This window comes from Ruegeria sp. YTSC003, assembly GCF_059609785.1.
In genome coordinates this window covers 83,086-108,576 of the sequence record NZ_JBXWMK010000001.1, presented here as the reverse complement: position 1 = coordinate 108,576, position 25,491 = coordinate 83,086, and the positions used below count along the sequence as shown (strand labels likewise).

The following is a 25,491-nucleotide window of genomic DNA, read 5'->3' as shown; positions in this document are numbered from 1 at the left end:
AAGCAAGTTCCGGAGGGTTCCAATGGCTGACACACAAACTCGCAAACGGCGCGGAGGGGGACGGGCAGGTGCGGCGGCACGCAGGGGCAGCGCGGTGATCGACCAAATGCCGTGGAATCCGCCGATCAACATCGACAAACCCACCGAACCGTTGGATCAAGCTGGCATCGAAGCGATCCACGAGGGGGCCATGCGCATCCTCGAAGAGATCGGGATCGAGTTCTACAACGAAGAAGCGCTTGGTATCCTGAAAGAGGCGGGCTGTACGATCAATGGCGACAACGTTCGTATGGGTCGTGACTTTGTGATGGAAATGGTGGCCAAAGCGCCATCAAAGTTCACGATCACTCCACGGAATCCTGACAAGACGATTGAGGTTGGTGGCAAAACCCTGCTGTTCGGGAACGTCTCCTCTCCGCCGAACTACTGGGATCTTGAGATCGGCACCAAGGTGGCAGGTAATCGCGAGATGTGCCGGAATCTGCTGAAGCTGACACAGTATTTCAACTGTATCCACTTTGCCGGGGGCTACCCGGTCGAGCCGGTCGATATCCACGCCAGCGTTCGGCATCTGGACGTTCTCTATGACAAGCTGACGCTGACCGACAAGGCAATGCATGCCTATTCGCTGGGCAAAGAACGGGTCGAGGACGTGATGGAAATGGTCCGGATCGCTGGGGGTCACAGCCATGAAGAGTTCGAGGCGACTCCGCGGATGTATACCAACATCAACTCGACCTCGCCGTTGAAACATGATCATCCGATGATTGACGGCTGTTTGCGCCTAGCGCGGCGCGGGCAGGCGATTGTCGTGACGCCGTTCACACTGGCAGGTGCGATGGCGCCAGTCACGATGGCGGGCGCGGTTGCGCAATCTCTGGCCGAGGCATTGTGCGCAATTGCGCTGTTCCAATATGTCCGGCCCGGAATTCCCTGTGTTATCGGGACGTTCACGTCCAACGTTGACATGAAATCTGGCGCACCTGCGTTTGGAACGCCCGAATATATGCGCTCAACCCAGATGACCGGCCAGATGGCACGTTACTATGGTTTGCCGATGCGGTCGTCAGGTGTGTGTGCGGCAAACGTGCCGGATGGGCAATCGGTGTGGGAGACGTCGAACTCACTTTGGGCTGCGGTGCAGTCGGGTAGCAACATGGTGTACCACGCGGCCGGGTGGCTTGAGGGCGGGCTGATTGCTAGCCCCGAAAAATTCATCATGGATTGCGAAATTCTGCAGCAAATCCAGCGATACATGCAGCCCGAGATCACAGCGACAGGCCCGGACGAAATCGCGCTGGATGCAATCAAGGCCGTTGGGAACGATGGCCATTTCTTTGGTATTCAGCACACCCAGGACCGCTACACGACCGCGTTCTATCAGCCGTTCCTAAGCGATTGGAAAAATTACGAAGGCTGGGACGTTGCAGGTGGTATCTGGACGGCCGAGCGCGCCCACCACATGTTCAAGGAAATCGTAACCAGCTTTGAGCCCCCGCCGATAGATGACGGGATTCGTGAAGAGCTGGAGGATTTTGTTGCCCGCCGAAAGGACGAGGGTGGCGCGCCGACGGATTTCTAATGTAACAACAATAACTTCCAGATTGAGACTCTGTCGGATAGTCATCCACGCATCGTGTTTTTTGGGTATTTGTTAAGGATTATCTGAGCAGATTGGGGTGTAACCAATTTGGGGCATCTCATGCATGGTCTGATCAATCGGGCAATACAGTCATTTGTTTGCGCGACCTATGGACAACCCTGCTGGCAGCGGGTGACCGAGGCCGCGGGCCTGGGTTTTTCCGAGTTTGAGGCAATGCTGCTTTATGACGACGCCATGACCGCGCAGGTTTTGGACGCGCTAAGTGCTGACTTGAATCGCCCACGGGCCGAGATACTGGAAGATCTTGGAACCTATTTGGTGTCGCACCCGAATATGGAAGGTTTGCGCCGACTGCTTCGATTCGGCGGTGTGACATATGTCGAGTTTTTGCACTCACTGGATGACCTGTCAGACCGTGCCCGACTAGCGGTTTCGGATCTGCGCCTGCCGATGCTGGAGCTGCAAGAGGTGTCACCAGCAGAGTATCGTCTGCACTGCTATTCTGGCCTGCCGGGCTATTCCAGCGTGATGGTGGGCGTATTGCGGGCCATAGCGGATGACTATGGCGCATTGGCCATGCTGTCGCATGAAGGGGCGCAGGGCGAGGCTGAAGTCATCACAATCGTCCTCGTGGAAAGTGCCTTTGCCGAAGGGCGTCATTTCGATCTTGGGGCGCGCAAGTCATGATGCAAGCCTCTGAACTCTCGGCTCTTTTGGACACGTTGTGCCCCATGTTCGTGATGGTGGACAACAAAGGCAGGATCGTAAACGCGGGACCAACGCTGCAAAAGCTTCGCCCGGACCATCCGATGCGGGGTCGCGGTTTTCTGGACGTTTTTGAACTGGTAAGACCACGAGCAGTGACAACGATTTCCGCGCTGCTGTCTCTGCCCGGTGGCAAGGTGCATCTGAAGTTTCACGACGAACCCCGGACCGCGCTGACGGGGCTGGTCGCTCCTTTGCCAAAGGAGAGCGGGGCAATCATCAACCTGTCCTTCGGGATTTCTATCCTGGACGCTGTTCGTGACTATGCTCTGACCAGCGCGGATTTCTCTGGCACGGATCTGTCGATTGAACTGCTGTATCTGGTTGAGGCGAAAACAGCCGCGATGGAGGCGTCGCGCTCACTGAACCTGCGGCTGCAGGGGGCCATGTTGGCCGCTGAAGAGCAGGCGGTGACAGACATGTTGACCGGGTTGAAAAACCGCCGCGCGATGGACGTGGTCCTTGGCCACCTGATCTCGGGCAATTGCGCCTTTGCGCTTATGCATTTGGACTTGGACTTCTTCAAAAGTGTCAACGACCGCCTTGGCCATGCGGCGGGGGACTTTGTGTTGCAACAGGCTGCGTGCATAATGGAGGAAGAGACCCGAAATGAGGACACGGTCGCTCGGGTCGGTGGTGATGAGTTTGTAATAATTTTTAAAGGTCTGGTCGACGAAAATGTCCTCTCTGACATAGCAGGACGCCTGATCAGTCGGCTATGCCAACCCATGATGTTTCAGGGTGCCCCGTGTAGGATTTCGGCAAGCATCGGAACGGCCTTGTCCACGCAGTTCGGCAATCCGGAAGCGGCAGAGCTGCTGAATGCAGCCGATCAGGCGCTGTACGAGGCAAAGCGGCAGGGACGGTCGCGGCATTGTCTGTTCTCGGAGCTTGCGGCCTATGGGCTGAAATCGGCCAGTTCGTAATAACATCTGATCCCACGCGGTCAGTTATTTAGGCTAATCCTGCGTAAAAGCACGTGTCAGAGTTCTCGCAATATGGCGTTTGATTGGGGGAAGCTCTCCGACAACCGGCATCACGTGCCCATTGAACCGCGCTCGCTCTAGCTCCTGTGGCACGTCCTCCAAAACATGCCCGCCCGTGCAAGCAAAGAAGGGCAGGCACAGAGATTGATCGCCAGCCCCGGTCGCGGCTTCAGCAATGGACGGGGCCTCTTCCACAAACCCGACGCGGATGGATTGGAAGGTCACGCACCCGGCCAATTCCTTAGAAAATTCAATGGCGACAGCTGATGGGTTGCGGCTGCGACCCGATCCGTGTGCAGCCAGAACCAGATCGGTTTTGTCCGCGTCCCACCCCTTGCTCAACAGCGTATCCTGCAACGCGCCCGCAGCCAAAGCGGGGAGTTTAGAGTCAACGCCCAGCGGGTCCAGAATTCGGATATTTCTATCACCCAGACGCTTGGGCAGCGCACGTGTCACGAACCACCCCTTGGCCATGAAAAGGGGATAGATGACAGTGTCGTCGGGCAGTTCATCCAAACGAGCCTCCAGCATTCCAGGCGCAGCAAGTGTAGCTGATTGAACGTTGACGCCATCGCAATACGCATCGACCTCTGCCGCATAGGAAGCTAGCGCCGCTTCAGCAGGGGCCGGGTCCGAGGGTTGGCCGTGGGCGACGATCAGGGCGTGCGGCATTTAGGAGTATCCTGTGGCTTTTCAGTTAGGTGTGTCCGGCTGGTGCAAAGTCAATCCATGGGACGTCACGCTATCCTAATAATGTCAGCCAAAGCCAGACTGTCAGGATCGAGACGCCGGTTCCGACCAGAACGGACGAGGCCGCGACCCGTTTTGCGCGTCCGTACATATTGGCAAAGATGTAAGCATTGAAACCAGGCGCCATCGCTGCCGTCAGCACACCTGAGCGGAACAGGTCCTGTGGCAGGCCAACTGTTGAGCCGAATAGCCAGACAAGACTGGGATGCAGCATCAGTGATATCGCGCCAACAAAGGCGATGGCGCGCAGGTCGCCTTCGGGCCTGTATTTCACCAGCACTCCGCCAAGCGCGAACAGCGCCCCGGGCAGGGCGGCGCGGGTCACAAGGCCCAGGGCTTCGTCCACGACCGCAGGTATGCCAATACCAGACAGGTTCACTGCAAAACCCAGCGCGATGCCAAGGATTAGTGCATTGCGGAACATGGCCGACAAGATGGATTTGACCATGCGGGGACCGCCCTGGCCGCGATTTCGAATAACCTCCATCACCGTGATGCCAACGCCGTAGCAAAAGGGCGAATGGAAGGCGATGATCGCATAGTTGCCGGTCAGGTTTTCGGGGCCGTAGGCGCGTTCGGTGATCGGCAGTCCCAAAAGGACAGAGTTCGAGAACAGGCAGCAAAACCCGATGGCGACGCAATCTTCCCAATCCCGGCCAAAGATAAACCGTGCACCGAACAGACCGGCCGTGAAGCATAATCCAGCCGCTGAGTAGAAGCTGACCAGAAGCCGAGGATCAAAACTGGCACTCAGATCCAGATGCGAGATTGCAAGGAACAGAAGGCATGGGATTGCAAAGCCCTGGGTGAACTTCATCAATCCATCGATGTGAATTTCCTTGAAATACCCCAACCGGGTCGAGGCATAACCTGCTCCGATCACAAGGAAAACCGGTAGAATGACGTCGATCAGACTTTGAAGCATAGCACCGCTTTGCAGGCTGGGCCGACGCAGGATTGCTGCGTCTCAGGTCGGTTGCGTGGGGTCTTAGAGCGCCTGATGGATCACCATTCCGTCATAGGCAGGGGTGATGTTGTCGGCGGTTTCCGCGTCAACCGTGGCATAGTCCAGATCGATATGCATGTTGGTCAGGACCGCGCGCTTGGGGTTCAGTTGTTCGATCCAGCCCAGCGTCCTTTCCAGATGTGCATGGGTCGGGTGAGGTTTCCGACGCAGCGCGTCGATGACCAGGCAATCCAACCCTTCCATCATCAGCCAGGCCTCTTCGTAGATTTCCGCCACATCCGGCAGGTACGCCAAGTTACCCATCCGGAAACCAAGCGAGTCGATCGAGCCGTGGTTGACCTTGAATGGATGGAACGGAATCGGGCCGCCGGGGCCGTCTACCTCGAACGGGCCGTCGATGGACTTCAGGTCAAGGATTGGCGGATAGGGCGAGCCTTCGGGCTGGACAAAGGCGTAACCGAACCGTCCCAGCAAGGCGTTTTGCGTGTCGCCATCGGCCCACACGGGCACTCGTTCGCGCATGTTAAACACGATCATACGCAGGTCATCGATGCCGTGAACATGATCCGCGTGCGAATGGGTGTAGATCACGCCATCCAGCCGCCCGGTCCCGCTGTCGAGCAATTGGCTACGCATGTCGGGGGTGGTGTCAATCAGCACCGAGGTTGTACCGTCCGGCCCGTCCCGTTCCACCAGCATTGAACAGCGGCGACGGATGTTTTTGGGGTTCTTGGGGTCGCAATCGCCCCAATGCCCGCCCAGCCGGGGGACGCCGCCGGATGATCCGCAGCCAAGGATGGTGCATCGCAATTCGGTCATGCAGCCGCCTTGTAGGTCGCTGCTTTGGTGAACAACCGGTCAAAATTTGCCTGCGTTTGGGCAGCAAAATCGACGTAGTCCATCCCAAACACCTCGGCCCCCTTGCGCGCTATGTGGGCGGTATAGGCGGGCTCGTTCCGCTTGCCGCGATACGGGGGTGGGGCCAGGTATGGCGCGTCGGTTTCAACAAGGATGCGGTCGACTGGGGCGCTGGCAAAGATGTCGCGCAGCTCCTGGCTTTTGGGGAATGCTGTGATGCCGGACATCGACAAATAGAACCCCAGCTCAAGGGCGGCTTTGGCCAGTTCGGCAGAGGACGAAAAGCAATGCATCACGCAGGAATAGGGCGCGTTGCGGTGTTCCTCAGCCAGAATGCGGGCCATGTCGTCATCGGCGGCACGGGCGTGGATGATCAGGGGCAGACCGGTGCGTTGGGCGGCCTCGATATGAACCCGCAAGGATTGCTTCTGCACCTCTGCGCTGTCAGCGGTATAGTGATAGTCCAGCCCGGTTTCGCCGATACCTACAAATTTGGGGTGCCGGGACAAGGCGACGAGTTCATCGACCGATGCCATCGGCTCATCAGCGGCGCTCATCGGGTGGGTACCGGCAGCGTAGAAGACCGGCGCGTGGGTCTCGGCGATGGCGCGGACGGTTGGTTCGTTCCGCAAGCGGGTGCAAATTGTTACCATGCGGGTCACGCCAGCCACGGCGGCATTGGCCACGATCTGATCTAGCTGACCTTCGAAATCGGGGAAGTCCAGATGGCAATGGCTGTCGGTGATTTCGGGCGTATTGCTCATCTGCTCTGACCGGCGGTTTCTTGTATCTTGAACACCGTATCTAGGACCAGAGCGGCAGGGTCAAGGTTCACCGCCTGCCCATGACGCGCGCGTGCGGTGATCACTGCAGCGACCTCTGCCCATTTGCGGGCCTGCTGCGGTGAGGCAGACAGGCGGGCAAGGGTTTCTGCCTCGTTCGGAGCGGCTTCGGGCATCGGGGCCGCGCCGGTTGCACCGGTCAGCGCAAGCCGGGACAGGGCGACGTCGATCAACGTCAGTAACAGATCAAACCGCTCGGACGCGCCACGTTGGGCAGCAGCCTCGGCCAAGGCCAGCGCGCGCTGACGGTCCATTCGGGGCAGGGTACCCAGAATGGCAATCAGCTCGGCGTAGATTTCCAGCCCGCCCAGATTGATCAGGCGCACCGCATCACCCACGGACCCGGCAGCCAGTGCAGCCAAATGATCCGCCTTTCCCGGCATTTCTGTGCCGGTCTGCATCAGCGCGGCTTCCATATCCTCAGATCCCAGCGGAGACAGGCGCAGTGTCCGGCACCGCGACCGGATTGTCGGCAGCAGGCGCGACGGCTGGTGCGAGATCAGCAGCAGTGTGGTACGGGCCGGAGGTTCTTCAAGCATTTTCAGCAACGCGTTGGCCGCGCTGACGTTCATCTCATCTGCGGCATCCACGATCACAACGCGACGTCCACCGTCAGTTGAGGAGAGGCCGAAGAACTTGCCAAGCTTGCGGATATCATCAACCACAATCTCACTACGCAACCGCCCCTGATCATTCAGAGATCTGGTAATTGCCGCCAAGCCGGGCTCGGCCCCAGCCTGAATACGGTGCGCGACGGGGTGTTCCGGATCGATCTCAAGGCTATCGGGCGGTGGCGGTGCGCCAAACAGCCCATCCTCCTCGGTCGGAGGTGTTGCCAGCAGAAACCGTGCGATCCGCCAGGCCAGCGTCGCCTTGCCAACGCCACGTGGACCGGTAATCAACCAGCCGTGGTGCAGACGTTCCGAGGTATAGGCGCTCAGAAAAGCCTGTTCCGCCGCGTCCTGACCAAACAGGCGCAGTGTCTCGCGCGGGTGTGGGGCACCGGGTGCCTGATCCGGGGTTGGGGTGTCGTCGCTCATCTATCGTCTATCGCAAAGCTTGCAGAACGATATCTGTCACATCCTGTGCAACACTGTCCATGTCCCGGTTGCCATCAACCACGCGGAAACGGTCGGAATACTCATCCGCAAGGGCCAGAAACCCCGCACGCATCTGCTGCTGCAGATCCAGACCGAAATCTTCGAACCGTTCTTCTGTTCCCTGACGCCCCTTGGCGCGGGACAGCCCGGTTTCGGGATCCATGTCAATCAAAATGGTCATGTCGGGTTCGCGCCCGATCATCAGGTCGTGCAATTGATCGACCAATCCCCGCAGATCGCCGCGCGACAGGCCCTGATACATCCGGGTGCTGTCAGCGAAGCGGTCGCAGATCACAACTTTGCCTTCGGCCAGCGCGGGCCTGATCGTGCGTTCCAGATGATCACGGCGCGCAGCAGTGAACAGCAGAATTTCCGTTTCCGCTGACCAGCGATCCGGGTCGCCTTCCAGAACGAGGCTTCGGATTTCTTCAGCGCCTGCGGACCCTCCGGGTTCGCGGGTCAGAACCACATCGTGACCGAGGCCGCGCAAATGATCTGCAAGCATGCGCGCTTGTGATGATTTCCCGGACCCGTCAATGCCTTCGAAGGTCAGAAACAACCCAGCCTTCGTCACATTGCCTCCAGCGGATTGCCGATCACGTCTTCCAGAACAATACCGCCTACGGTTTTCATGCGCACGACAAACCCGCCCACAGGCACATCTTTGGCCGCGAACAGTGGGCGGCGGATTTCCGGCAAGCCTTCTGGTGTGATCACCAGCTCAGCCAGTTTCTGCCCCTTTTCCACAGGCGCGTTGATCGGACCTTCGTAGACGACCTCAGCTTTGACGTCCTTGTCATTGAGAACTGGGAACAACAAGGTCAGATCACCTTCGGGCACCAGCCCAACAGTTTTTTCGGCGCCCATCCAAATCTGGGCTTCGGCTATCGGCGTTTCGGCGTCGGCAATGGTCCTCTCGACAAAATTGCGAAACGACCAGTTAACCACGGCCTCAGCCTCCTCTGCGCGACGGGCGGTGCTATCGAGGCCGGTCAGGACAAAGACAACCCGACGGTCGCCTTGCTTGGCCGAGCCGACAAGGCCGTAACCCGCCTCTTGCGTGTGCCCGGTTTTCAGGCCGTCGGCTCCGATCCCCAGTTTCAGCAGCGGATTGCGGTTACGTTTGTTAGACGGCGCACGGCCATCAAACTCAAACTCTTCTTCTGCGAACAGTGGGTAGTATTCGGGGAAGTCGCTGATCAGTCGGTTGGCCAATACGGCAAGGTCATGGACCGACATCATGTGGCCCGCCGCCGGCCATCCGTTCGAGTTGGCGAAGTTCGAGTTGTCCATGCCCATCTGCTTGGCGCGCTGTGTCATGTAGCGGGCAAACCCGGCCTCGGTCCCATCGGGGCTTAGCGCCTCGGCAATCACCACGCATGCGTCGTTACCAGACAATACGATGATGCCACGCAGCAGATCCTCGACGCTGACACGATCCTGCGTGTTCAGGAACATGGTCGACCCACCATAGCTCATGGCGTGTTCCGACACGGGCAAGGTTTCCCCCAGGGTCAGGCGGCCATCGCGCAGCGCCTCAAACGCGACGTAGAGCGTCATCAGTTTGGACATCGACGCAGGCGGCAGGGGCTGGTCGGCTTCTTTTGACAGCAGAACCGTTCCGGTCGTCTGATCGATCACATAGGCCGCGCGGGCGGTTGTTTCGAAAGCGTGTGCGGGCAGGGCAATCAGCGCCAGCCCGAGGGTCAAAACAGATGATCGCAGTGAGGACAGCATGGGGGCCTCCTTTGTTTCAGTTTTTGACGGTGAACGCGTCGTTAAAGCCCAGGTCTTTGACATCGCGTTGCATGGCATTGCGTTCCGAACGCGACGTTGCTGGGCCGACCAGGACCCTCCAGACCGTTTTGCCGTCCGAGGTCAGTTCTCGCACTTCGGCAGGCATTCCGTTGCGGCGGATCTTGTTGGCAGCGCTATTGGCGTTGGTTTCAACCCCGAAAGTGCCGACCTGAACAAACGGCTTTGACAAAGACGACACCGTGGCCGCGGTGGCTACCGATGCGTCGGCGGTTGTGGCAGAGGGGGTGTTGACCGGTGTGGGTTCGGCTGCGTCAATCGCCGCAGCCGCGCCCGCGATCGGATCCAGCGGCGTTTCGGTGATTTCATCGGGCTTCTTCTTTTGCCACCATTTACGTTTGGCTGGTTGTTCAGTCGGCGGGGTAACCTCAGGGTCCACCAGTGAAGCCGATGCTGCTTCTGCGGTCGTTTCTACCACCTCAGTCGCTGTGTCGGTCGCCGTATCGGTTGCGGCATCAACGGCCACGGCCGCCTCGGCAGGTTTTTTGCGCTGCCACCATTTGGGCTTGGCCGGTTTTTCAGTCTCTGTGACGTTTTCGACTGCCTCGGTGGCTATTTCCGCCGCTGTGTCGGTTGCCGTGTCGGTCGCGGCATCTGTGGCTACAGCAGCCGCAGTCGCGGCACCGGCCGCTGCAGCAGGTTTTTTGCGTTGCCACCACTTGAGCTTAGCTGGCTGTTCAGCTTCCGCGGCCTCATTTTCGGCGATGACGGTCTTGGACTCATCCGCTGCTGCGGTTTGCGTTTCTTCGACAGGGGTTTCTTCGGCTGCGGGCTTTTCTTCGACCGGCTCAGGTTTCGGTTCGGGCGCTTTGCGACGCAGGGCGACGACATCAACATTTGTAGGTGCACCAGCCAGAATACCCAGCTTTTCGGCCGCAGCAGAGGAAAGCTGCAGTTCGGGTCCCGGCAGGTTTCGCTCGCGGCGGAATAGCGCGGCAGTGACCGTTTTGTTGTTCTTGGGATTTTTGACGCGCACACGTTCGGGCTGTGTCACATCCGGGTGGGCAATCCAAATGCCCCCCAATGACGGGCGGCCGTCCCATAAGCCTGCCTCAGACAGCTGAAACACCTCAGGGGCTTCGACATCATCTTTCGGGCTGCCGTCAGGAATGGGGAAAAGGTCGGTCCGGCCGTCTGCTTGGGTATCAGAACTTTGGCTATCTGCTGAGACATTGTCGGGGGAAAGCACCTCATCGCAACCAGCCAAAACCACGGACATAACGGCCAAAGCCGCTAACGCTCGCGGATGTGCGCGTGTCTCTGTCGCTCGCTTCATCTTGTCATCCCTTGCCTGATTGGGCCTCGTTTCCCGAGACCCGCTGCCGATTGCTGGTTCTGTATTGCCAGCCTGCTTCGGTCTTTCCTGCGGATCATAACGCGGCCAATGTGTCATGGAAAGACCGCAGCAGGCGCTTCGGCAAGAATTCCCTATTTGGTCTTGCCACCGGTTCGCTATGGCCTTAGACCCGGCCCCACGCGGGGAGGTGGCAGAGTGGTCGAATGCGGCGGTCTTGAAAACCGTTGAACGTGAGAGCGTTCCCAGGGTTCGAATCCCTGTCTCCCCGCCACTCATACCCGTCTCAGTTTAGTTGTGTTTTCTGACCCGGAATTGTGCCGCAATTCCCGCGAGTTGGAGCATGCGCTTTCAATCAGAGACAGAGCAGACCGTACACTCAGAGCGCACTTCCGGTGGCAGTCTCAGTGGCGCATTTCGGCGGGGTCGCTTTGGGCGGGATTTCCCTGATAAGCGGCGATTTACACGGAATATTCGTTGAACAGGTCTGAGTTCCGTCATTTCTCCTATCGGAAATGCATGTTTTGCAGAGGTTTATGTTGCAAATTCCCTAAAAGGTGGAACAGGGAATTTTCTCGTGGGAACAGGGAATTGTGCTGACGGATCAGGGAGGGCGAACCCTGTATCAGGGACGCCGGATCTGGAGGTGTCAGAAACCGAGCTGTCGCTCCTGTTCGGTCCAATCAAGTGGGTGGGTCTTGCTGACCAGACGCTTGAGTGTGAGTTCGGGCGGCTGGTTGCCGTCGAGAATCGCGGCCTGAATCTTCGGTGAGAGAAAGGCGAGCTGAGCGCAGGTACGGATAAAGGCGCCGGGGGTCTTGTCAGAAGAACTTTGCTTGAGCGGGGCAGGGCGGGTGCATAGCATTTAGGAATGACCAAACCTGCCACCTTCAAGTACTTCAAAACCAGTCCTGAGATCATCCGCCTGGCGGTGATGCTGTATATTCGGTTTCCACTCTCGCTTCGGAATGTCGAAGATCTGCTGCATGAGCGAGGCATCGACGTGAGCCACGAAACTGTCCGAAATTGGTGGAACAGGTTTGGCCCAATGTTTGCTGCCGAGATCAGACGAAAGCGTGTTCAGCAACTCCGAGCCTTTTCAAAATGGAAGTGGCACGTGGACGAGGTCTTTGTGAAGGTGAATGGCAAACGCCACTATCTCTGGCGTGCGGTCGATCACGAAGGTGAAGTGCTGGAAGCGGTTGTTACCAAACGCCGAAACAAAGCTGCAGCGTTGAAATTTCTTAAGAAATTAGTGAAACGCCACGGCAAAGCTGAAGAAGTAGTCACAGATCGCTTCGCATCCTACAAGGCTGCGCTCAGAGATTTGGGCGCTCTGGAAAAACAGCAGACGGGCAGGTGGCTTAACAACCGGGTTGAGAATTCGCACCTGCCGTTTCGACGACGAGAACGCGCTATGCAACGTTTCAGGCGCATGCGAAGTTTACAGAAATTCGCTTCCGTCCATTCCTCCGTATACAACCACTTCAACCAGGAAAGATCGCTAGCCAGCCGAGACACCTTCAAGCTGACCCGCGCCGCCGCACTTAGCGAGTGGCGTCAACTTTGTTCCGGATAGGTTCACGGTTTCTGCGGCAAACTGAGACTGGTTCGAATTCGTCTGACAGCACCGGTGCGTCTTCGGGATGCGAAGCTCAGCTGCAGGCCTTGCCGCTCAATACGTATTGGACCAATTTATGAAATCCAAAAAGATGCTGCCTTCTACATTGATCTAACCGAACATTAATTACGCTCAAACTTTTTAAAGTGTTGGCCGGCAAAAGCCATGAAGCTTCGAACCGCCGGGCGTCTGTAACTTTCCTGAGAAGCGACCAACCAAAGAGTATGGTGAAGCTCATCGTGCTGGAAGCACCGCACGAGATCGGGATGCGCATCACCTGTCACACATGGTAGCAACCCTAGACCGACCCCTGTTTGCAAAGCCGCAACCATGCTGGCTACGGCGTTAACCTGATAAAGAACCTGACTGTCTTTGAGTTGCAGGTTTAACCAATCGACCGCTTTCATAACTTTCGCGACATCGTTTGAATAAACTAGGAACTTATGGTTTTTTATCTCTTTAAGTGTTTTTGGCGCCGTGTATTTTTGATCGTAGGACTGGCTGCAGTAAACGCCTAAGGGGAACCTGGCAAGTTTCTTGGCGACGAGCGCATCACCCGAAATCTCGTCCAATGGTCGAAGTGCCAGATCGGCCTTTCCGGTCTCGAGAGGTGGCTGATCCTTTTTCCAAGCGACGTCGATCATCAACTCAAATGCAATGTCCGCGTTCTTTTCCCGAAAGCTTGATACCAAACCAACGCCAAATCGCTGCATAGCCTCAGCGTTACCGGCAAAACGGATCACACCTTGATCATCACGCGTCAGCTGTTCGGCGGTCGAAATTACCGATGTTGCTGAATTCCGCATGGTTCTAGCTACATCCAGTAGCACCATGCCCTGAGCTGTTATTTCATATCCGCGATTGTCACGATCAAATAGCTTTAACTTCAAAGAGTGCTCAAGCGCATCAATACGGCGAGCTACTGTTGTTTGGTTCAGTCCAACAACACTGGCTGCTGCGAGTGTCGACCCTTCCTCAGCTACCGCGAGAAAAACTCTAATGTCATTCCAATTGAACATCGCCGGTCTCTCACACGTCAGTCTGCAGGAATGCAGAATAGCACATCACTATTCTGTATTTGTGCAGAGGGGGCTTGTAGGTATCCTAGCACCCAACTGTTGAACTTGCGAGGATCCTGCAGTGCGCGGCTTACCGGAAAAAAACCGAGACATTCATAATCATCACATCGATAGCACAGTGTGGGAAGACGTAAGGTTTCGCGACGACGACATCATCATTGGGACTTATGCAAAGTCAGGAACCACTTGGATGCAACAGATCGTGGGTCAGCTTTTGTTTGATGCACAAGAAGGAATTGCCGTTTCAGAAATGAGCCCTTGGGTCGACCTGCGCGTCCCGCCAAAAGAAGTGAAACTCGCAATGATCGAGGCGCAGACCCATCGCCGCTTTATGAAAACGCATTTACCCGTCGATGCGCTCGTGTTCCATGACAAATGCAAGTACATTTATGTTGGGCGCGACGGGCGCGATATTGTCTGGTCGTTGTATAACCATCATGCAAACGCAAACGAAGCTTGGTACGACGCGCTGAACAATTCGCCGGGGCGCGTAGGGCCGGCTATTGGCGCGCCTGCACGCTCAGAGATCGAGTATTTCCAGCATTGGTTGGAAAACGACGGCGCGCCGTTTTGGTCATTCTGGGAAAGCGTCCGCTCGTGGTGGGAGATAAGGGACCTGCCAAATGTGTTGCTGGTTCATTTTTCTGATTTGAAGGCTGATCTGGAAGGACAAATGTCTCGGATAGCCGACTTCATCGATGTGACCGTTGACGAAGAGACAATGGAACGCGCTCTTGAACACTGCTCGTTCGACTATATGAAAACAAACGCAGCTCAATCGGCGCCTTTAGGAGGTGCATTTTGGCAGGGAGGCGCCCGCACATTTATTCACAAAGGGATGAATGGCCGGTGGCGGGATACATTGCCGCAATCCCTCATAGATAAGTATGAAGAGACTGCAAAAACTCAACTTGGAGTGGAATGTGCCCGATGGATTATGTCCGGTAGCCAACAGGGCTGATCAGGCATCACCGAGTGATCGCAAACCGTGACTGCGAAGCCTCGGAAAAGGTCGCGCACAGCAGCGCGCTAGACGTTGTTCTTGTTGAGTTTAATCCAGAACTCCAAACGAACCGGTGGGGTGCGAAGCAATGCTGGAGAATCGCAAGCTTGCAGCGATCTTGGTAACTGACATAGTTGGTTTCAGTCGTCTGACGGGTGCTGACGAAGAAGGCACTCTCGCCCGACTAAGAACCCTTCGTAGCGAGGTCGTCGAGCCGGCAATCGATGTACACAAAGGTCGCCTGGTGAAGCGAACCGGAGACGGATCGCTCATTGAATTCCGAAGTGTGGTAGAGGCTGTAAGATGCGCTATCGCAATCCAACGTGCGATGAACGAAAGAAATGCCGGTGTACCTCAGGAGCGCCGCGTAGACTTCCGGATGGGGATTCATCTCGGAGATGTCGTCGAAGAAGGCGACGGTGATCTTATGGGGGACGGCGTCAACATCGCTGCGCGTCTGGAAAGTATTTCTGATCCTGGTGCCATCTGCATATCTGAAGACGCCTATCGTCAGGTTCGGGCCCGGCTCGACTTGTCAGTTACGGACTTGGGAACGAAATCGCTAAAGAACATCAGCGAACCCTTAAAGGTCTATGCGTTGGAAGTCGGAAGTCCCGCTGACCCTCCAACCGGCGAATATGCCAATAATGTCCGGAATGCTCTTGATAAGCCATCTATCGCAGTTCTGCCTTTTTCAAATATGTCTGGAGACGCCGATCAGGAATACTTCGTGGACGGAATGGCAGAAGACATCCTCACGGCTTTGTCCAGATTCGAGCAGCTTTTTGTAATCGCGAGGAACTCCAGTTTCGTTTACAAAGGCAGCGCCGTTGACATAACGCAGGTTGGACGCGATCTCGGCGTGAGATATGTGCTGGAAGGCAGCGCCCGAAGATCGGGTGACCGAATTCGGATTACAGGTCAATTAATTGACGCAAAGACGGGAAATCACCTTTGGGCCGAGAAGTTTGACGGAGTGTTCAATGATGTCTTTGCACTTCAAGACAAAGTCACCGCCAAGGTCGTAGGCGCCTTAGAACCGACGATACGTAAAGCTGAAATTGAACGCGCACGCCGAAAACCGGTGGAGCACATGGCGGCTTACGATCTCTATCTCCAGGCGCTGCCTCATGTCTATGCATCTCATTCTGATGCCAACCTTAAAGCGCTTGAGTTGTTGACCAAGGCGACCGACATAGATCCAGATTTTTCGCCTGCCTTGGCACACATCGGCTGGTGTTTAGTGCAGCGTGCGACTCGACTGTGGGCGCCATTTGGTGATGATGATGTTGGCCTGGCGGTTTCAAAGGCTCGCCGAGTGTTAACCAACGAAAGCGATGATGCGCATTCGATTGTTCTTGGTGGGTTCGTCCTTGCTATGACTGGCACGGACTATTTGTCAGGCTTAGACGCCGTAAAGCGGGCCGTGGAAATCAATCCGGGTTCCGGTTTCGTCAATGCGATGGCAGGCTGCGCTCTTGTATTTGGCGACGAACTCAGCGACGGCCTTGATCTACTGGGCCGTGCACTTGATCTTTGCCCGAAAGATCCGAATTATTTCGGCTACCTAACTGTCACTGCCTTTGGTCACCTGGTTGCAGGTGCACCAGAACGAGCACTGGAACTGGCACAGCGTGCTCTGGCGATGAGCTCTGGATGGGATTCTACTTATTGGGTCTTGATAACAATTTACGCGAAGCTCGAACGACTAGATGATGCAAAAAATGCTGCTGAAGAACTGCTAGGAAAACACCCAGATGTGACGACGACGCGATACGAGCAAGTACTGCCAATTAGGAGTGCCGAGGCGCGGCGACTGGTTCTCGATAGCTTGCAAAAAGCCGGAGTCCCGTCTTGAGGAATTGGTATCCGCAAGAGATTGCTAACGGAAGCTTGGCGGGGCAAAGCTAACATTGAAGCAACGCTTATGAAGGACCGCTTCGTCCGCACAGCGGAAGTGGACCGGTTTTCCGTAAGTGTCCGCTTTTGGTGAAAGCAGTCGTTCAGGACAAAAACTTCGAATTTCCGGTCGTGAACGGCAGCTCAACGCGTCAAAGCTGACGTTTGAGAGAATCGGTCCAATGACTGCGGTGAGCCTAAAGTTACAGTTAAGTAGTAACGGTGACGTTGTGGATTTCACCAGGCAGATCGTTTGATCGTTCTGGTCTCGATTGTAAAGGTTTCTTGGGGGCCACAGGTGATCAGCTCGCGTTGAATTCGACACAAGTACGCTGGTTGCGCTCACACCTGTTACGGCATTAGAAGCGCGGCTGCAACGAGGGCCGTAGAGTGACGGCGGGTAAGTATCGGTGATTCCTCGTTAACTGACAGCAATCTTAGATCGAGCGTGCCTTTCAAGCACTAAATAATATCGCGATCTTGGTTTCAATAATTGCCTTGACGTGACATGAACTAAGCTAACGGTATCCGCGCAAAGCCTTTGTTTGTAGAAGAAAGGAACGACTCATGACCTCAGCCAAACCAAATGTTGGCGCGCAAATCGAGCAAATGAGTTTTTTTAGGCTGGGGTCTGAGGGCAAGGTTACGATCGGTCAACAAAAAGACCGCTGGACCATGTTGTTTGTTTATCGAGGCAAGCATTGTCCTCGCTGCAAGCGCTTCTTGAACAAGTTGAATGCGGCGCTGTCAGCATGGGCTGACGTTATGGACGTTATCGTTGTCTCTGCCGACACCAAAGAAAAAGCTGCGGCGGACAAAGCAGAATTTGGCTGGGATTTTGATCTTTGTTATGGAATGACCGAAGCGCAAATGCGCTCGCTTGGTCTTTTTGTGTCATCACCTCTGTCTGATGCAGAAACTACAGGTCTATTCGCCGAACCTGGTGCGTTTGGTATCCGTCCGAACGGGACGCTGATGTTGGTCGATATCTCAAACGGCCCAGCAGCACGCCCCGATTTGGAAGAGCTTTTGGACGGCATGAAATTCAATATTGATAATGACCGTCCGGAACGAGGAACGGCCTGAGACCAACAGATCGCATGGCCTCGGTTACTCAAAGTAGCCTGGGTGCGTCTTGTGAATGAAGTCGATGGTTTCGTCGAGGCGGGACAGGTGTGTTCTGACAGCGGCTTGCGCTTGATCATGGTCTCCTGCCGCCATGGCCTGTGCAATCTCTCGGTGATCGGCGAGGATGGCGTCTGCGGCACTGCCCTTTTCAAGACTGAGCATACAAAGCCGGTCAACCTTTTGCTTGGATTCTAGCATTACATCAAATGCCATCGGATTGCCGCTGAGCACGTAGATCAGTTTGTGAAAATCATAGTCCAGCGCGTGAAACGCCGATAGATCACCGTTACTGATCGCCTGCTCTTGTAAGGCGAGATTTTCCGCAAGTTTTGCTTCACGTGTTGCGTCCCAGACTTCCATTGCTCGATGGACGATCTCCAGCTCCACCGCCATTCGAACCAATCGAGCGAGAGCCACACGCTCCATAGAAAACCCTCGAACTACGGTCGCCTTTTGTGGTCGTATTAAGAGCAGATCTTCGTTGCCGAGCCTTGTGAATGCGTTGCGAACCGGTTGGCGTGATACGCCGAATCGGCTGGCTACCTCTGTTTCGGATAGCTTTGTACCGGGAAGAATTTCAAGCGAAACGATCTCGTCGTGTAGCGCTTCATAGACCGCATCGGTTGTGGTTCGTCTGACAATTTCTTCCACGGTATGTTGCTTGCGCCCTCTGTCTTAGTCACGTTTCAAATTACAGATCCACTGTTATGGCATTGAAACAAATAGAATATTCTATTTTGTTTTGCTTGAGTGAACCAATGTAGGCCTGTCACCTATCAAATGCCCTGCGCTTTCGACTGTCAAGCAATCTGACATACTAAAAGCCTACAGTTGACATAACTTGGATACTAGTGTCCCTTTAAGGGCAGCAGCGATTCTGGTTCTTGGGGGAAATCGAAAGCTACGTGGCTTACGGTCTCTGAAATTCCATGAAAGCCAAATCCTGTCCAAAAATAACCGGGGAGGAGAACCCATGACTTTCACGAAATCGTTCTTTGCGACTGCGACCGCTGTGGCATTCATTGCAACGTCAGTTTCAGCTGACACCTGGCGTGCCTGGAATATCCACAACGACGGCCATCCCAACACGGCTGCAATGGACAAGTTTGCCGAACTGGTTGACGCCGCTACAGACGGCGAAGTTACCGTCGATGTGTTCCACGGTGGTGTTCTTGGTTCCCAACCGGATGCCCTAGAACAGGTTCGTATCGGCGCAATCGAGGTTGGTAACTTCAACCTCGGTCCCATTGGCCCAATGGTGAAAGAAGCTAACCTTGTATCGCTTCCTTTCATCTTCAAAGATGTGCCGCACATGTTCCGCGTGCTGGACGGCGACGCCGGTGAGGTTGTTTCAGCTGCGATGGGTGAAGCAGGTGTTCTGCCACTGGCATGGTTCGATGCCGGTGCGCGTTCTTTCTACAGCCAAAAGCCGATCAACACGCCCGCAGATGTCGAAGGTCTGAAAATCCGTGTGATGAACAACGATCTTTATACATCTATGATTTCAGCTATGGGCGGTAACCCGTCTCCAATGGCATTCTCCGAAGTTCAGCAAGCGCTGAAAACCGGCGTTGTTGATGGTGCGGAGAACAACTTCCCGTCGTTCAAGAATGTCGGTCACTATGAAGTGACCACAAATTATTCTTTGTCCGAACACCTGATTATCCCCGAGTGTATCTGCGTGAACACGACCAAATTCAATGCACTTTCTCCTGAATTGCAAGCCGCTGTGCGCGGTGCCGCAGAAGAAGCCGCATTGGTCCAGCGTGAGCTTTGGGCAATTGGTTCTGAACAAGCGCGTAAAGATGTTGAAGCGGCCGGCATCACCGTAAATGAAATCGCCGACAAAGGCCCATTCCAGTCCGCAATGGATTCGGTTTATGCAGACTACTTGGCTGCAAATCCTGATATGAAAGCGTTGGTAGAAATGGCGCAAGCCACTGAATAAGTTGTCTTAACAGTTCAACTTTGAGCGCCCGGCTCCGCCAATTGGATGCCGGGCGTTTTGTCTCAGAGGAAATCCAATGCAAGAGCCCGATACCTCCCCTGCCGCCATGCGCAACATGGACAGGATTCTTGATCTGCTCGCACGAGTTTGCATGTTGCTGTCTGGCGTCGCCATTGTGTTTATGACTGCGATCTTTGCCTGGCTGGTGTTCGGGCGCTACGTTCTGAACAACACGCCCACTTGGGTTGAGCAGGTTTCACTGCTTTTGGTTATGGTCATCGCGTTTCTCGGGGCGGCTGCGGGTGTGCACAATCACACGCACCTCTCTGTTGTCGTGTTCCGCAATTTAGTCCCACCCTCTGTGCGAACGGTATTCGTCGTGCTCACTGATGTCCTGATGGCAGGTTTCGGTGGCATGATGTTTTGGTACGGGATCGAGCTGACAATATTCAAATGGAACACCCTGATCCCGCTCATCCAATGGTCAGAGGGCTTGCGCTCCTTGCCACTGACAATCAGCGGCGCGTTGGTGTTCCTTTTTTCCACTGGCCATCTGATCCGCCTGTTTCTGGGCCGAGACGAACGCCAAGACAACATAGATCAGGGATAGTCATGGGACTCATGATTCTGTTGGGGGTTTTTGCCCTATGTGTCATCATCGGCGCTCCAGTGGCATACGCCCTTGGTATCGCTGCATTGGCTTCCTTTTGGTTTGAAGGATTGCCGATGTTTGTTGGGTTCCAGCGTATCGTGTCCGGGATCAACGTCTTTTCCCTAATGGCGATCCCGTTTTTTATCTTTGCGGGCGAGCTGATGTTTCACGGTGGAATCGCGATCCGGTTGGTTCGGTTTGCGCAGGCCGCCGTAGGCGCTGTGCGCGGTGGGCTTGGTATCGTCAATGTCTTCTCGTCCATGTTGTTTGGTGGCATTTCCGGATCGGCAATTGCAGATATCTCGGCGCTTGGGTCAATCCTGATCCCGGTGATGAAAGACAAAGGTTATGATGCCGACTATGCGGTGAACGTCACAGTGACATCATCAATTGCCGGGATCATCATCCCTCCCAGCCACAACATGATCATCTTTGCCCTTGCAACAGGCGGTGCAGTTTCAATCTCAAAACTGTTCCTGGCCGGAGTTGTGCCCGGTGTCCTTATGTGTTGCTGCCTTGCGATTGCCGCCTATGTCGTGGCGGTCAAGCGCGGCTATCAGGCCGAACAGTTTCCGGGTTGGACCGCACTGGCCATCGCCTTTGTTGGATCGATCCCTGGCTTGTTGACGGCCGTGATCATTGTTGGAGGGGTCTTGTCAGGCGTCTTTACGGTCACTGAATCCGGCGCGTTCGGGGCAATGTATGCCTTTGTGGTGACGCTTATTGTCTATCGCAGCCTGTCCTGGGAAAACTTCAAAACCGCCGTTATCTCTTCGGTGCGCACAACGTCTATGGTGATGATCCTGATCGCCTGTGCCGGTGCCTTTGCCTATATGCTGACGTTCAACCGGGTGCCGACAAAAACAGTCGAATTCCTGTTGGGTATCACAGAAAACCCGATCCTGATCTTGTTGATGATCAACGCTGTGCTGTTGCTCTTAGGGATGATCATGGACATGGCCGCGTTGATCCTGATCTGCACACCGATTTTCCTGCCGGTGATGAACATGCTGGGCATCGACCCGCTACAGTTCGGCATGATCCTTTTGGTGAACCTCGGTCTTGGTCTTTGCACACCACCTGTCGGGACCTGTCTCTTTGTGGGGTGTGCTGTTGGAAAACTACCGATGGAGAAAGCGGTCAAAACGATTTGGCCTTTCTACCTCGCCATCTTTGCCGCGCTCATGCTGATCACTTTTGTACCGGCAATATCGCTGACACTGCCGAACTTGATCATTGGTCCCTAAATCAAAGGAGAATGAGGCGATGCTGACACTAAGACGCCTGGACATAGATGACGCGGGCAAGTTGATCGCAGGAGCGCGAGCCAAGGCGCAGGAAATTGGTGTACCGATGTGTATTGCCGTCACAGACGAAAGCGGCAACCTCATCGCGTTTGAGCGGATGGATGGTGGCAAGATTACCAGCATCATTTTGGCCATCGACAAGAGTTTCACTGCAACCGGTATCCAAAAAGGAACCGATGCTCTTGGTGAAGCAAATCAGCCTGGCATGGCCGCACACGGAATATCCTCAACGCTGGGCGGACGAATGGTGACCGTTGCAGGTGGCCTTCCCGTGACGGTCGACGGACAGGTGGTTGGGGGGATTGGTGTCAGCTCGGGTTCGCCAGCTCAAGATCTCGAAGTTGCACAGGCAGGGGTCACGGCACTCTGCGAAGCCTAATTGGAAAGAGTTTAAGGAGTCAGATATGACAAAACCCGTCATCGGTTTCATCGGCCTCGGTCTTATGGGCGGTAACATGGCAGAGTGCCTGCAAAACAACAGTTTTGATCTGGTTGTTATGGGTCGGAACAAGGAAGCCGTCGCAGCCACAGTCAACCGCGGTGCTGTAGAGGTTACAACGCCACGAGAGCTTGCTGAAAACAGCGATATCGTGATGCTTTGTGTAACAACATCGGATGTCGTCGAGAGCCTGATCTACGGCGATGACGGCATCCTGGCAGGCATCAAAGATGGTGCTGTGGTCATTGACTTTGGTACCTCGATCCCAGCGTCCACACGCAAAATCGGCACAGACTTGGCCGCAAAAGGTGCTGGTATGATTGATGCGCCGCTGGGACGCACACCCGCGCACGCCAAGGATGGTTTGCTGAACATTATGGCAGCGGGCGATATATCCACCTTTGAGAAGGTGAAACCTGTCCTGGATGTACTGGGGGAAAATGTCTTTCACCTCGGCGAGCTGGGTGCGGGCCATGTGACCAAGCTCATCAACAATTATATGGGCATGACGACAGCTTGCACCATGAGCCAAGCCTTTGCTGTGGCTGAACGCTCAGGTGTAAACAAACAGCAGCTTTTTGACATCATGTCAGCTGGACCGTCCAATTCCCCTTTTATGCACTTTTGTAAGAACTACGCGGTGGATGGTGTCAGCGATTTGGGGTTTTCGATTAACAACGCCAACAAGGATCTTGGTTACTTCCTGAAGCTGGCCGAGGACGTGGGCACTCGTGCCGAGATCGCTGAAGGAACCGCGAACAACCTTCAGGCAGCCGCGGACGCAGGCATGGGCGACGGCAACGTGCCGGAAATCTTCGACTATTTTGCCAAGCTTTAGCGTCAGATCCATCAGTCACGCATAGCAGCACCAATTGAACGGGAAAAGCAACCATGAAACTTCAGGGAAAGACCGCAATTGTCACGGGTGGTGGCCGCGATATCGGGCGCGCCTGCGCTGTCAAACTCGCCTCCGAAGGGGTGAATGTCGCGGTGAACTACTTCGCCAGTAGTGCCGGCGCCGAGGAAACCGTAGCCGAGATCAAAAAGATCGGTGGACAGGCGTTTGCAATGCAAGGCGACCTGAACAAACCCGAAGAGGTCGATGCGTTGATCGCCAAGACGGTCGATACCTATGGCAGCCTGGACATTCTGGTGAACAATGCCGGAGGTTTGATCGCGCGCAAGAAAATCGCCGAGATGTCGCTTGAGCATTGGCAGGCTGTCATGGATCTCAACCTGACCAGCACGTTTCTTATGGTCAAAGCGGCACTGCTGCATATGAAATCCGGGGCCATTGTAAACATCGCCAGTCAGGCGGGTCGCGACGGTGGTGGCCCGGGTGCGTCGGCTTATGCAACGTCAAAAGGCGGGGTCATGACGCTCACCCGTAGTCTTGCAAAAGAACTGGGTCCTGATATCCGTGTCAACGCAATCTGCCCAGGCATGATCGACACGGATTTCCATAACATACATACTCCCGATGCAGGCCGTCGGGGGCTAGAAGCTGCTGCGCCGCTCAAGCGGCAAGGCCAGTCTCAGGACGTTGCGAACCTCGTGGCGTTTCTGGCAAGCGAGGACTCGGCTTATCTGACCGGGACCAATGTCGATATTAATGGTGGGATGCTGTTCTCGTGACCACTGCAGAACAGGTTACCTAATTGTCGAACGCTACCGTTTGTCAAACTTCGAAGTACTGGAAACCGGAATATGCGAATTCTCGCGATAGGTGAATGCATGGCCGAAATGGCTCCAACTGACGCGCCAAGCACGTATCAAATGGGGTTCGCCGGAGACACGTTCAATACAGCTTGGTATCTGGCCCAACTCACACCCGAAACGCCCTTGTCCTATTTTACCGCCGTCGGAGATGATGCCATCTCGTCCCGGATGCTGGTTGCGATGCGCGAAAGCGGGGTCAACACCCAGCAGGTGCGGATCGTGCCAAACCGTTCAGTGGGGTTGTATCTTATCACGCTAAACAATGGAGAACGCAGCTTTACCTATTGGCGCGGCCAGTCGGCCGCACGCCTGTTGGCCCAAGACAAGCAAGCACTTGCCCGCGCCATGACGCAATCAGATCTCATCTATTTCTCGGGCATCACTCTGGCAATCTTGAACCCTGAAGGGCGCGCCGCCTTGCTCGACGTTGCTCAGTCAGCGCGGCGCGCCGGAAAACGGATTGCCTTCGACCCCAATCTGCGCCCGCATCTTTGGGACAGCCCCTCTGAGATGACCGAGAACATCATGCAGGCCGCCGCAGTTAGCGATATCGCTTTGCCATCGTTCGAGGACGAGGCACGTTGGTTCAGCGACCAGGAACCCGCGGCCACTTTGCAGCGCTATGCAAGGGCGGGCGCGGAAACGATCGTTGTCAAGAATGGCGCAGAAACGGTCCTTTATCGTACTCGCGGCGCAGAGGGCTCTGTCCATGTTCCGCCTCTGGCCTCGGTTGTGGATACGACTGCTGCAGGCGACAGTTTCAACGCTGGCATTCTGGCGGGGCTGGCAACGGATACACCCTTACCTGACAGCTTAGCACTGGCCTGCAAACTGGCAGGGCATGTCGTGCAAGGCAAAGGTGCACTTGTTCCCATCAACCAAAGCCTGCTCGATAGTTGCCTACAGCCTTAGCAGAAGGATCCAGCCCTTGCCGAACCCTCAGCCTGCCGAAATGATCAAACTGCATCCGGATACGCTTGATCGCTTGTCAAAGGTCAGCACAGCGACTGTAGCCACGCTGCTTTACAAACGCGGTTATCAAAACGCCTATGTTCAAGGCGTTGCCCCATTGGGCAAGGGTAGGCACTCCCTTGTCGGCCCGGCTTTTACACTGCGCTACATTCCTGCACGGCCTGACACCGACCCGATCGAGGCGTTTCGTGAGCCAGATCACCCGCAGCGCGTGGCCGTGGAAACATGTCCTGAACGCGCGGTATTGGTCATGGATTGTCGGCAGGATGCATCGGCGGCCTCGGCAGGTTCGATCCTTTTGACGCGACTAGAAATGCGCGGAGCAGCGGGCGTTGTCACGGATGGTGGCATTCGCGACGCCGACGGTGCCGCAGCACTTGAGATGCCAGTCTTTGCCGCAAAACCATCTGCCCCAACCAACCTTACGAAACATCATGCGGTTGATGTCGGTTTGCCAATCGGGTGTGGCGGCGTGGCGGTCTATCCTGGTGACATCGTTCTGGGTGACAGCGATGGTGTCATGATTATCCCACGTCACCTCGCCGATGACATTGCGATCGAGGCAGGCCCAATGGAGTTGTTCGAACGCTTCGTTCTGGAAGAAGTGCGAAAAAACACCCCCGTAATCGGACTTTATCCTGCAACCGACCCAGACGTTCTTGAACGATTTGAGGTCTGGCGCGCAAGGCTCTCTGACTGATGTCTGAATCGCTGCAATGTAGATTTTGTCAGAAGAACTTGGCT

General features: G+C 55.5%; 26 protein-coding genes and 1 tRNA gene. 16 read left to right on the top strand and 11 right to left on the bottom strand.

Translation table 11 applies throughout. The features are described 5' to 3' along the window. Positions 1–22: 22 nt before the first annotated feature. The 3 genes from AC2FFH_RS00530 to AC2FFH_RS00520 all read left to right on the top strand — a co-directional run bounded on the left by AC2FFH_RS00530 (position 23) and on the right by AC2FFH_RS00520 (position 3,294). Positions 23–1,582, top strand: coding sequence for a trimethylamine methyltransferase family protein (locus AC2FFH_RS00530; protein WP_496737975.1), 1,560 nt, complete (start codon positions 23–25; stop codon positions 1,580–1,582). Between the two features lie 120 nt (positions 1,583–1,702). Continuing rightward, positions 1,703–2,290: a heme NO-binding domain-containing protein gene (locus AC2FFH_RS00525; RefSeq protein ID WP_496724526.1), complete on the top strand. Its 588-nt coding sequence runs from the start codon at positions 1,703–1,705 to the stop codon at positions 2,288–2,290. Next, a complete protein-coding gene (locus AC2FFH_RS00520; protein ID WP_496768080.1) occupies positions 2,287–3,294 on the top strand; it encodes a diguanylate cyclase domain-containing protein in 1,008 nt (335 codons plus the stop codon). Before AC2FFH_RS00525 ends, AC2FFH_RS00520 begins: the two co-directional genes overlap by 4 nt. Before the next feature lie 33 nt (positions 3,295–3,327). Here AC2FFH_RS00520 and AC2FFH_RS00515 read toward each other — a convergent pair whose 3' ends face one another. From AC2FFH_RS00515 to AC2FFH_RS00480, 8 genes are all read right to left on the bottom strand, one after another. After that, positions 3,328–4,026: a CbiX/SirB N-terminal domain-containing protein gene (locus AC2FFH_RS00515; protein WP_496768082.1), complete on the bottom strand. Its 699-nt coding sequence runs from the start codon at positions 4,024–4,026 to the stop codon at positions 3,328–3,330. 70 nt (positions 4,027–4,096) lie between these two features. Continuing rightward, complete coding sequence (locus AC2FFH_RS00510; protein WP_496768084.1) at positions 4,097–5,029, bottom strand: AEC family transporter; 933 nt, start codon at positions 5,027–5,029, stop codon at positions 4,097–4,099. Positions 5,030–5,092: 63 nt separating this feature from the next. Further along, a complete protein-coding gene (locus tag AC2FFH_RS00505) occupies positions 5,093–5,890 on the bottom strand; it encodes an MBL fold metallo-hydrolase (protein WP_496768088.1) in 798 nt (265 codons plus the stop codon). After that, entirely contained in the window at positions 5,887–6,693 is an 807-nt protein-coding gene (locus AC2FFH_RS00500) for a TatD family hydrolase (RefSeq protein ID WP_496768090.1), read from the bottom strand. The genes AC2FFH_RS00505 and AC2FFH_RS00500 overlap by 4 nt, the downstream gene beginning before the upstream one ends. After that, on the bottom strand, positions 6,690–7,811 hold the full coding sequence (locus AC2FFH_RS00495; RefSeq protein ID WP_496843519.1) for a DNA polymerase III subunit delta': 1,122 nt from the start codon (positions 7,809–7,811) through the stop codon (positions 6,690–6,692). Before AC2FFH_RS00495 ends, AC2FFH_RS00500 begins: the two co-directional genes overlap by 4 nt. A 7-nt stretch (positions 7,812–7,818) precedes the next feature. After that, positions 7,819–8,445: a dTMP kinase gene (gene tmk, locus AC2FFH_RS00490; protein ID WP_496768093.1), complete on the bottom strand. Its 627-nt coding sequence runs from the start codon at positions 8,443–8,445 to the stop codon at positions 7,819–7,821. Further along, positions 8,442–9,608: a D-alanyl-D-alanine carboxypeptidase family protein gene (locus AC2FFH_RS00485; protein ID WP_496843518.1), complete on the bottom strand. Its 1,167-nt coding sequence runs from the start codon at positions 9,606–9,608 to the stop codon at positions 8,442–8,444. The genes tmk and AC2FFH_RS00485 overlap by 4 nt, the downstream gene beginning before the upstream one ends. Before the next feature lie 16 nt (positions 9,609–9,624). Continuing rightward, positions 9,625–10,962 (bottom strand): SPOR domain-containing protein, encoded by a 1,338-nt coding sequence (locus tag AC2FFH_RS00480; protein WP_496768097.1) that lies wholly within the window; start codon positions 10,960–10,962, stop codon positions 9,625–9,627. A gap of 202 nt (positions 10,963–11,164) precedes the next feature. Here AC2FFH_RS00480 and AC2FFH_RS00475 point away from each other — a divergent pair. Further along, positions 11,165–11,254: transfer RNA gene (locus AC2FFH_RS00475), tRNA-Ser, on the top strand. Between the two features lie 375 nt (positions 11,255–11,629). Here AC2FFH_RS00475 and AC2FFH_RS00470 read toward each other — a convergent pair. Continuing rightward, on the bottom strand, positions 11,630–11,845 hold the full coding sequence (locus tag AC2FFH_RS00470) for a hypothetical protein (RefSeq protein WP_496843517.1): 216 nt from the start codon (positions 11,843–11,845) through the stop codon (positions 11,630–11,632). Positions 11,846–11,851: 6 nt separating this feature from the next. On the opposite strand from AC2FFH_RS00470, the gene AC2FFH_RS00465 reads away from it, so the two are divergent. After that, the gene (locus tag AC2FFH_RS00465) at positions 11,852–12,559 is read left to right on the top strand and encodes an IS6 family transposase (RefSeq protein WP_496843516.1); all 708 of its coding nucleotides are present in this window, start codon (positions 11,852–11,854) and stop codon (positions 12,557–12,559) included. 164 nt (positions 12,560–12,723) lie between these two features. On the opposite strand, the gene AC2FFH_RS00460 is transcribed toward AC2FFH_RS00465, so the two are convergent. Continuing rightward, complete coding sequence (locus tag AC2FFH_RS00460; RefSeq protein WP_496843515.1) at positions 12,724–13,620, bottom strand: LysR family transcriptional regulator; 897 nt, start codon at positions 13,618–13,620, stop codon at positions 12,724–12,726. Between the two features lie 121 nt (positions 13,621–13,741). Here AC2FFH_RS00460 and AC2FFH_RS00455 point away from each other — a divergent pair, with 121 nt between their 5' ends. From AC2FFH_RS00455 to AC2FFH_RS00445, 3 genes are all read left to right on the top strand, one after another. Further along, positions 13,742–14,641, top strand: a complete 900-nt coding sequence (locus AC2FFH_RS00455; RefSeq protein ID WP_496843514.1) for a sulfotransferase domain-containing protein — start codon at positions 13,742–13,744, stop codon at positions 14,639–14,641. Between the two features lie 130 nt (positions 14,642–14,771). Continuing rightward, positions 14,772–16,541 (top strand): adenylate/guanylate cyclase domain-containing protein, encoded by a 1,770-nt coding sequence (locus AC2FFH_RS00450; RefSeq protein ID WP_496843513.1) that lies wholly within the window; start codon positions 14,772–14,774, stop codon positions 16,539–16,541. A gap of 608 nt (positions 16,542–17,149) precedes the next feature. Next, positions 17,150–17,668 carry a redoxin domain-containing protein gene (locus tag AC2FFH_RS00445; protein ID WP_496769812.1) on the top strand — a complete coding sequence of 173 codons (519 nt, stop codon included), beginning with the start codon at positions 17,150–17,152 and terminating at the stop codon, positions 17,666–17,668. 24 nt (positions 17,669–17,692) lie between these two features. On the opposite strand, the gene AC2FFH_RS00440 is transcribed toward AC2FFH_RS00445, so the two are convergent. Then, complete coding sequence (locus AC2FFH_RS00440; protein ID WP_496843512.1) at positions 17,693–18,361, bottom strand: GntR family transcriptional regulator; 669 nt, start codon at positions 18,359–18,361, stop codon at positions 17,693–17,695. A gap of 322 nt (positions 18,362–18,683) precedes the next feature. On the opposite strand from AC2FFH_RS00440, the gene AC2FFH_RS00435 reads away from it, so the two are divergent. From AC2FFH_RS00435 to AC2FFH_RS00400, 8 genes are all read left to right on the top strand, one after another. After that, positions 18,684–19,658, top strand: a complete 975-nt coding sequence (locus AC2FFH_RS00435; protein WP_496769811.1) for a TRAP transporter substrate-binding protein — start codon at positions 18,684–18,686, stop codon at positions 19,656–19,658. Between the two features lie 76 nt (positions 19,659–19,734). Further along, positions 19,735–20,268, top strand: a complete 534-nt coding sequence (locus AC2FFH_RS00430; protein ID WP_496843511.1) for a TRAP transporter small permease — start codon at positions 19,735–19,737, stop codon at positions 20,266–20,268. A gap of 2 nt (positions 20,269–20,270) precedes the next feature. Next, positions 20,271–21,557: a TRAP transporter large permease gene (locus AC2FFH_RS00425; protein ID WP_010437285.1), complete on the top strand. Its 1,287-nt coding sequence runs from the start codon at positions 20,271–20,273 to the stop codon at positions 21,555–21,557. Between the two features lie 19 nt (positions 21,558–21,576). Then, positions 21,577–21,996 (top strand): GlcG/HbpS family heme-binding protein, encoded by a 420-nt coding sequence (locus AC2FFH_RS00420; protein ID WP_496721849.1) that lies wholly within the window; start codon positions 21,577–21,579, stop codon positions 21,994–21,996. Further along, entirely contained in the window at positions 21,959–22,894 is a 936-nt protein-coding gene (locus AC2FFH_RS00415; RefSeq protein ID WP_496843774.1) for an NAD(P)-dependent oxidoreductase, read from the top strand. The genes AC2FFH_RS00420 and AC2FFH_RS00415 overlap by 38 nt, the downstream gene beginning before the upstream one ends. Positions 22,895–22,947: 53 nt before the next feature. Next, positions 22,948–23,691, top strand: coding sequence for an SDR family NAD(P)-dependent oxidoreductase (locus AC2FFH_RS00410; protein WP_496780446.1), 744 nt, complete (start codon positions 22,948–22,950; stop codon positions 23,689–23,691). 72 nt (positions 23,692–23,763) lie between these two features. Further along, positions 23,764–24,687 carry a sugar kinase gene (locus tag AC2FFH_RS00405; protein WP_496843510.1) on the top strand — a complete coding sequence of 308 codons (924 nt, stop codon included), beginning with the start codon at positions 23,764–23,766 and terminating at the stop codon, positions 24,685–24,687. A 40-nt stretch (positions 24,688–24,727) separates the two neighbouring features. Continuing rightward, positions 24,728–25,447 (top strand): ribonuclease activity regulator RraA, encoded by a 720-nt coding sequence (locus AC2FFH_RS00400; protein WP_496843509.1) that lies wholly within the window; start codon positions 24,728–24,730, stop codon positions 25,445–25,447. Positions 25,448–25,491: the final 44 nt, after the last annotated feature.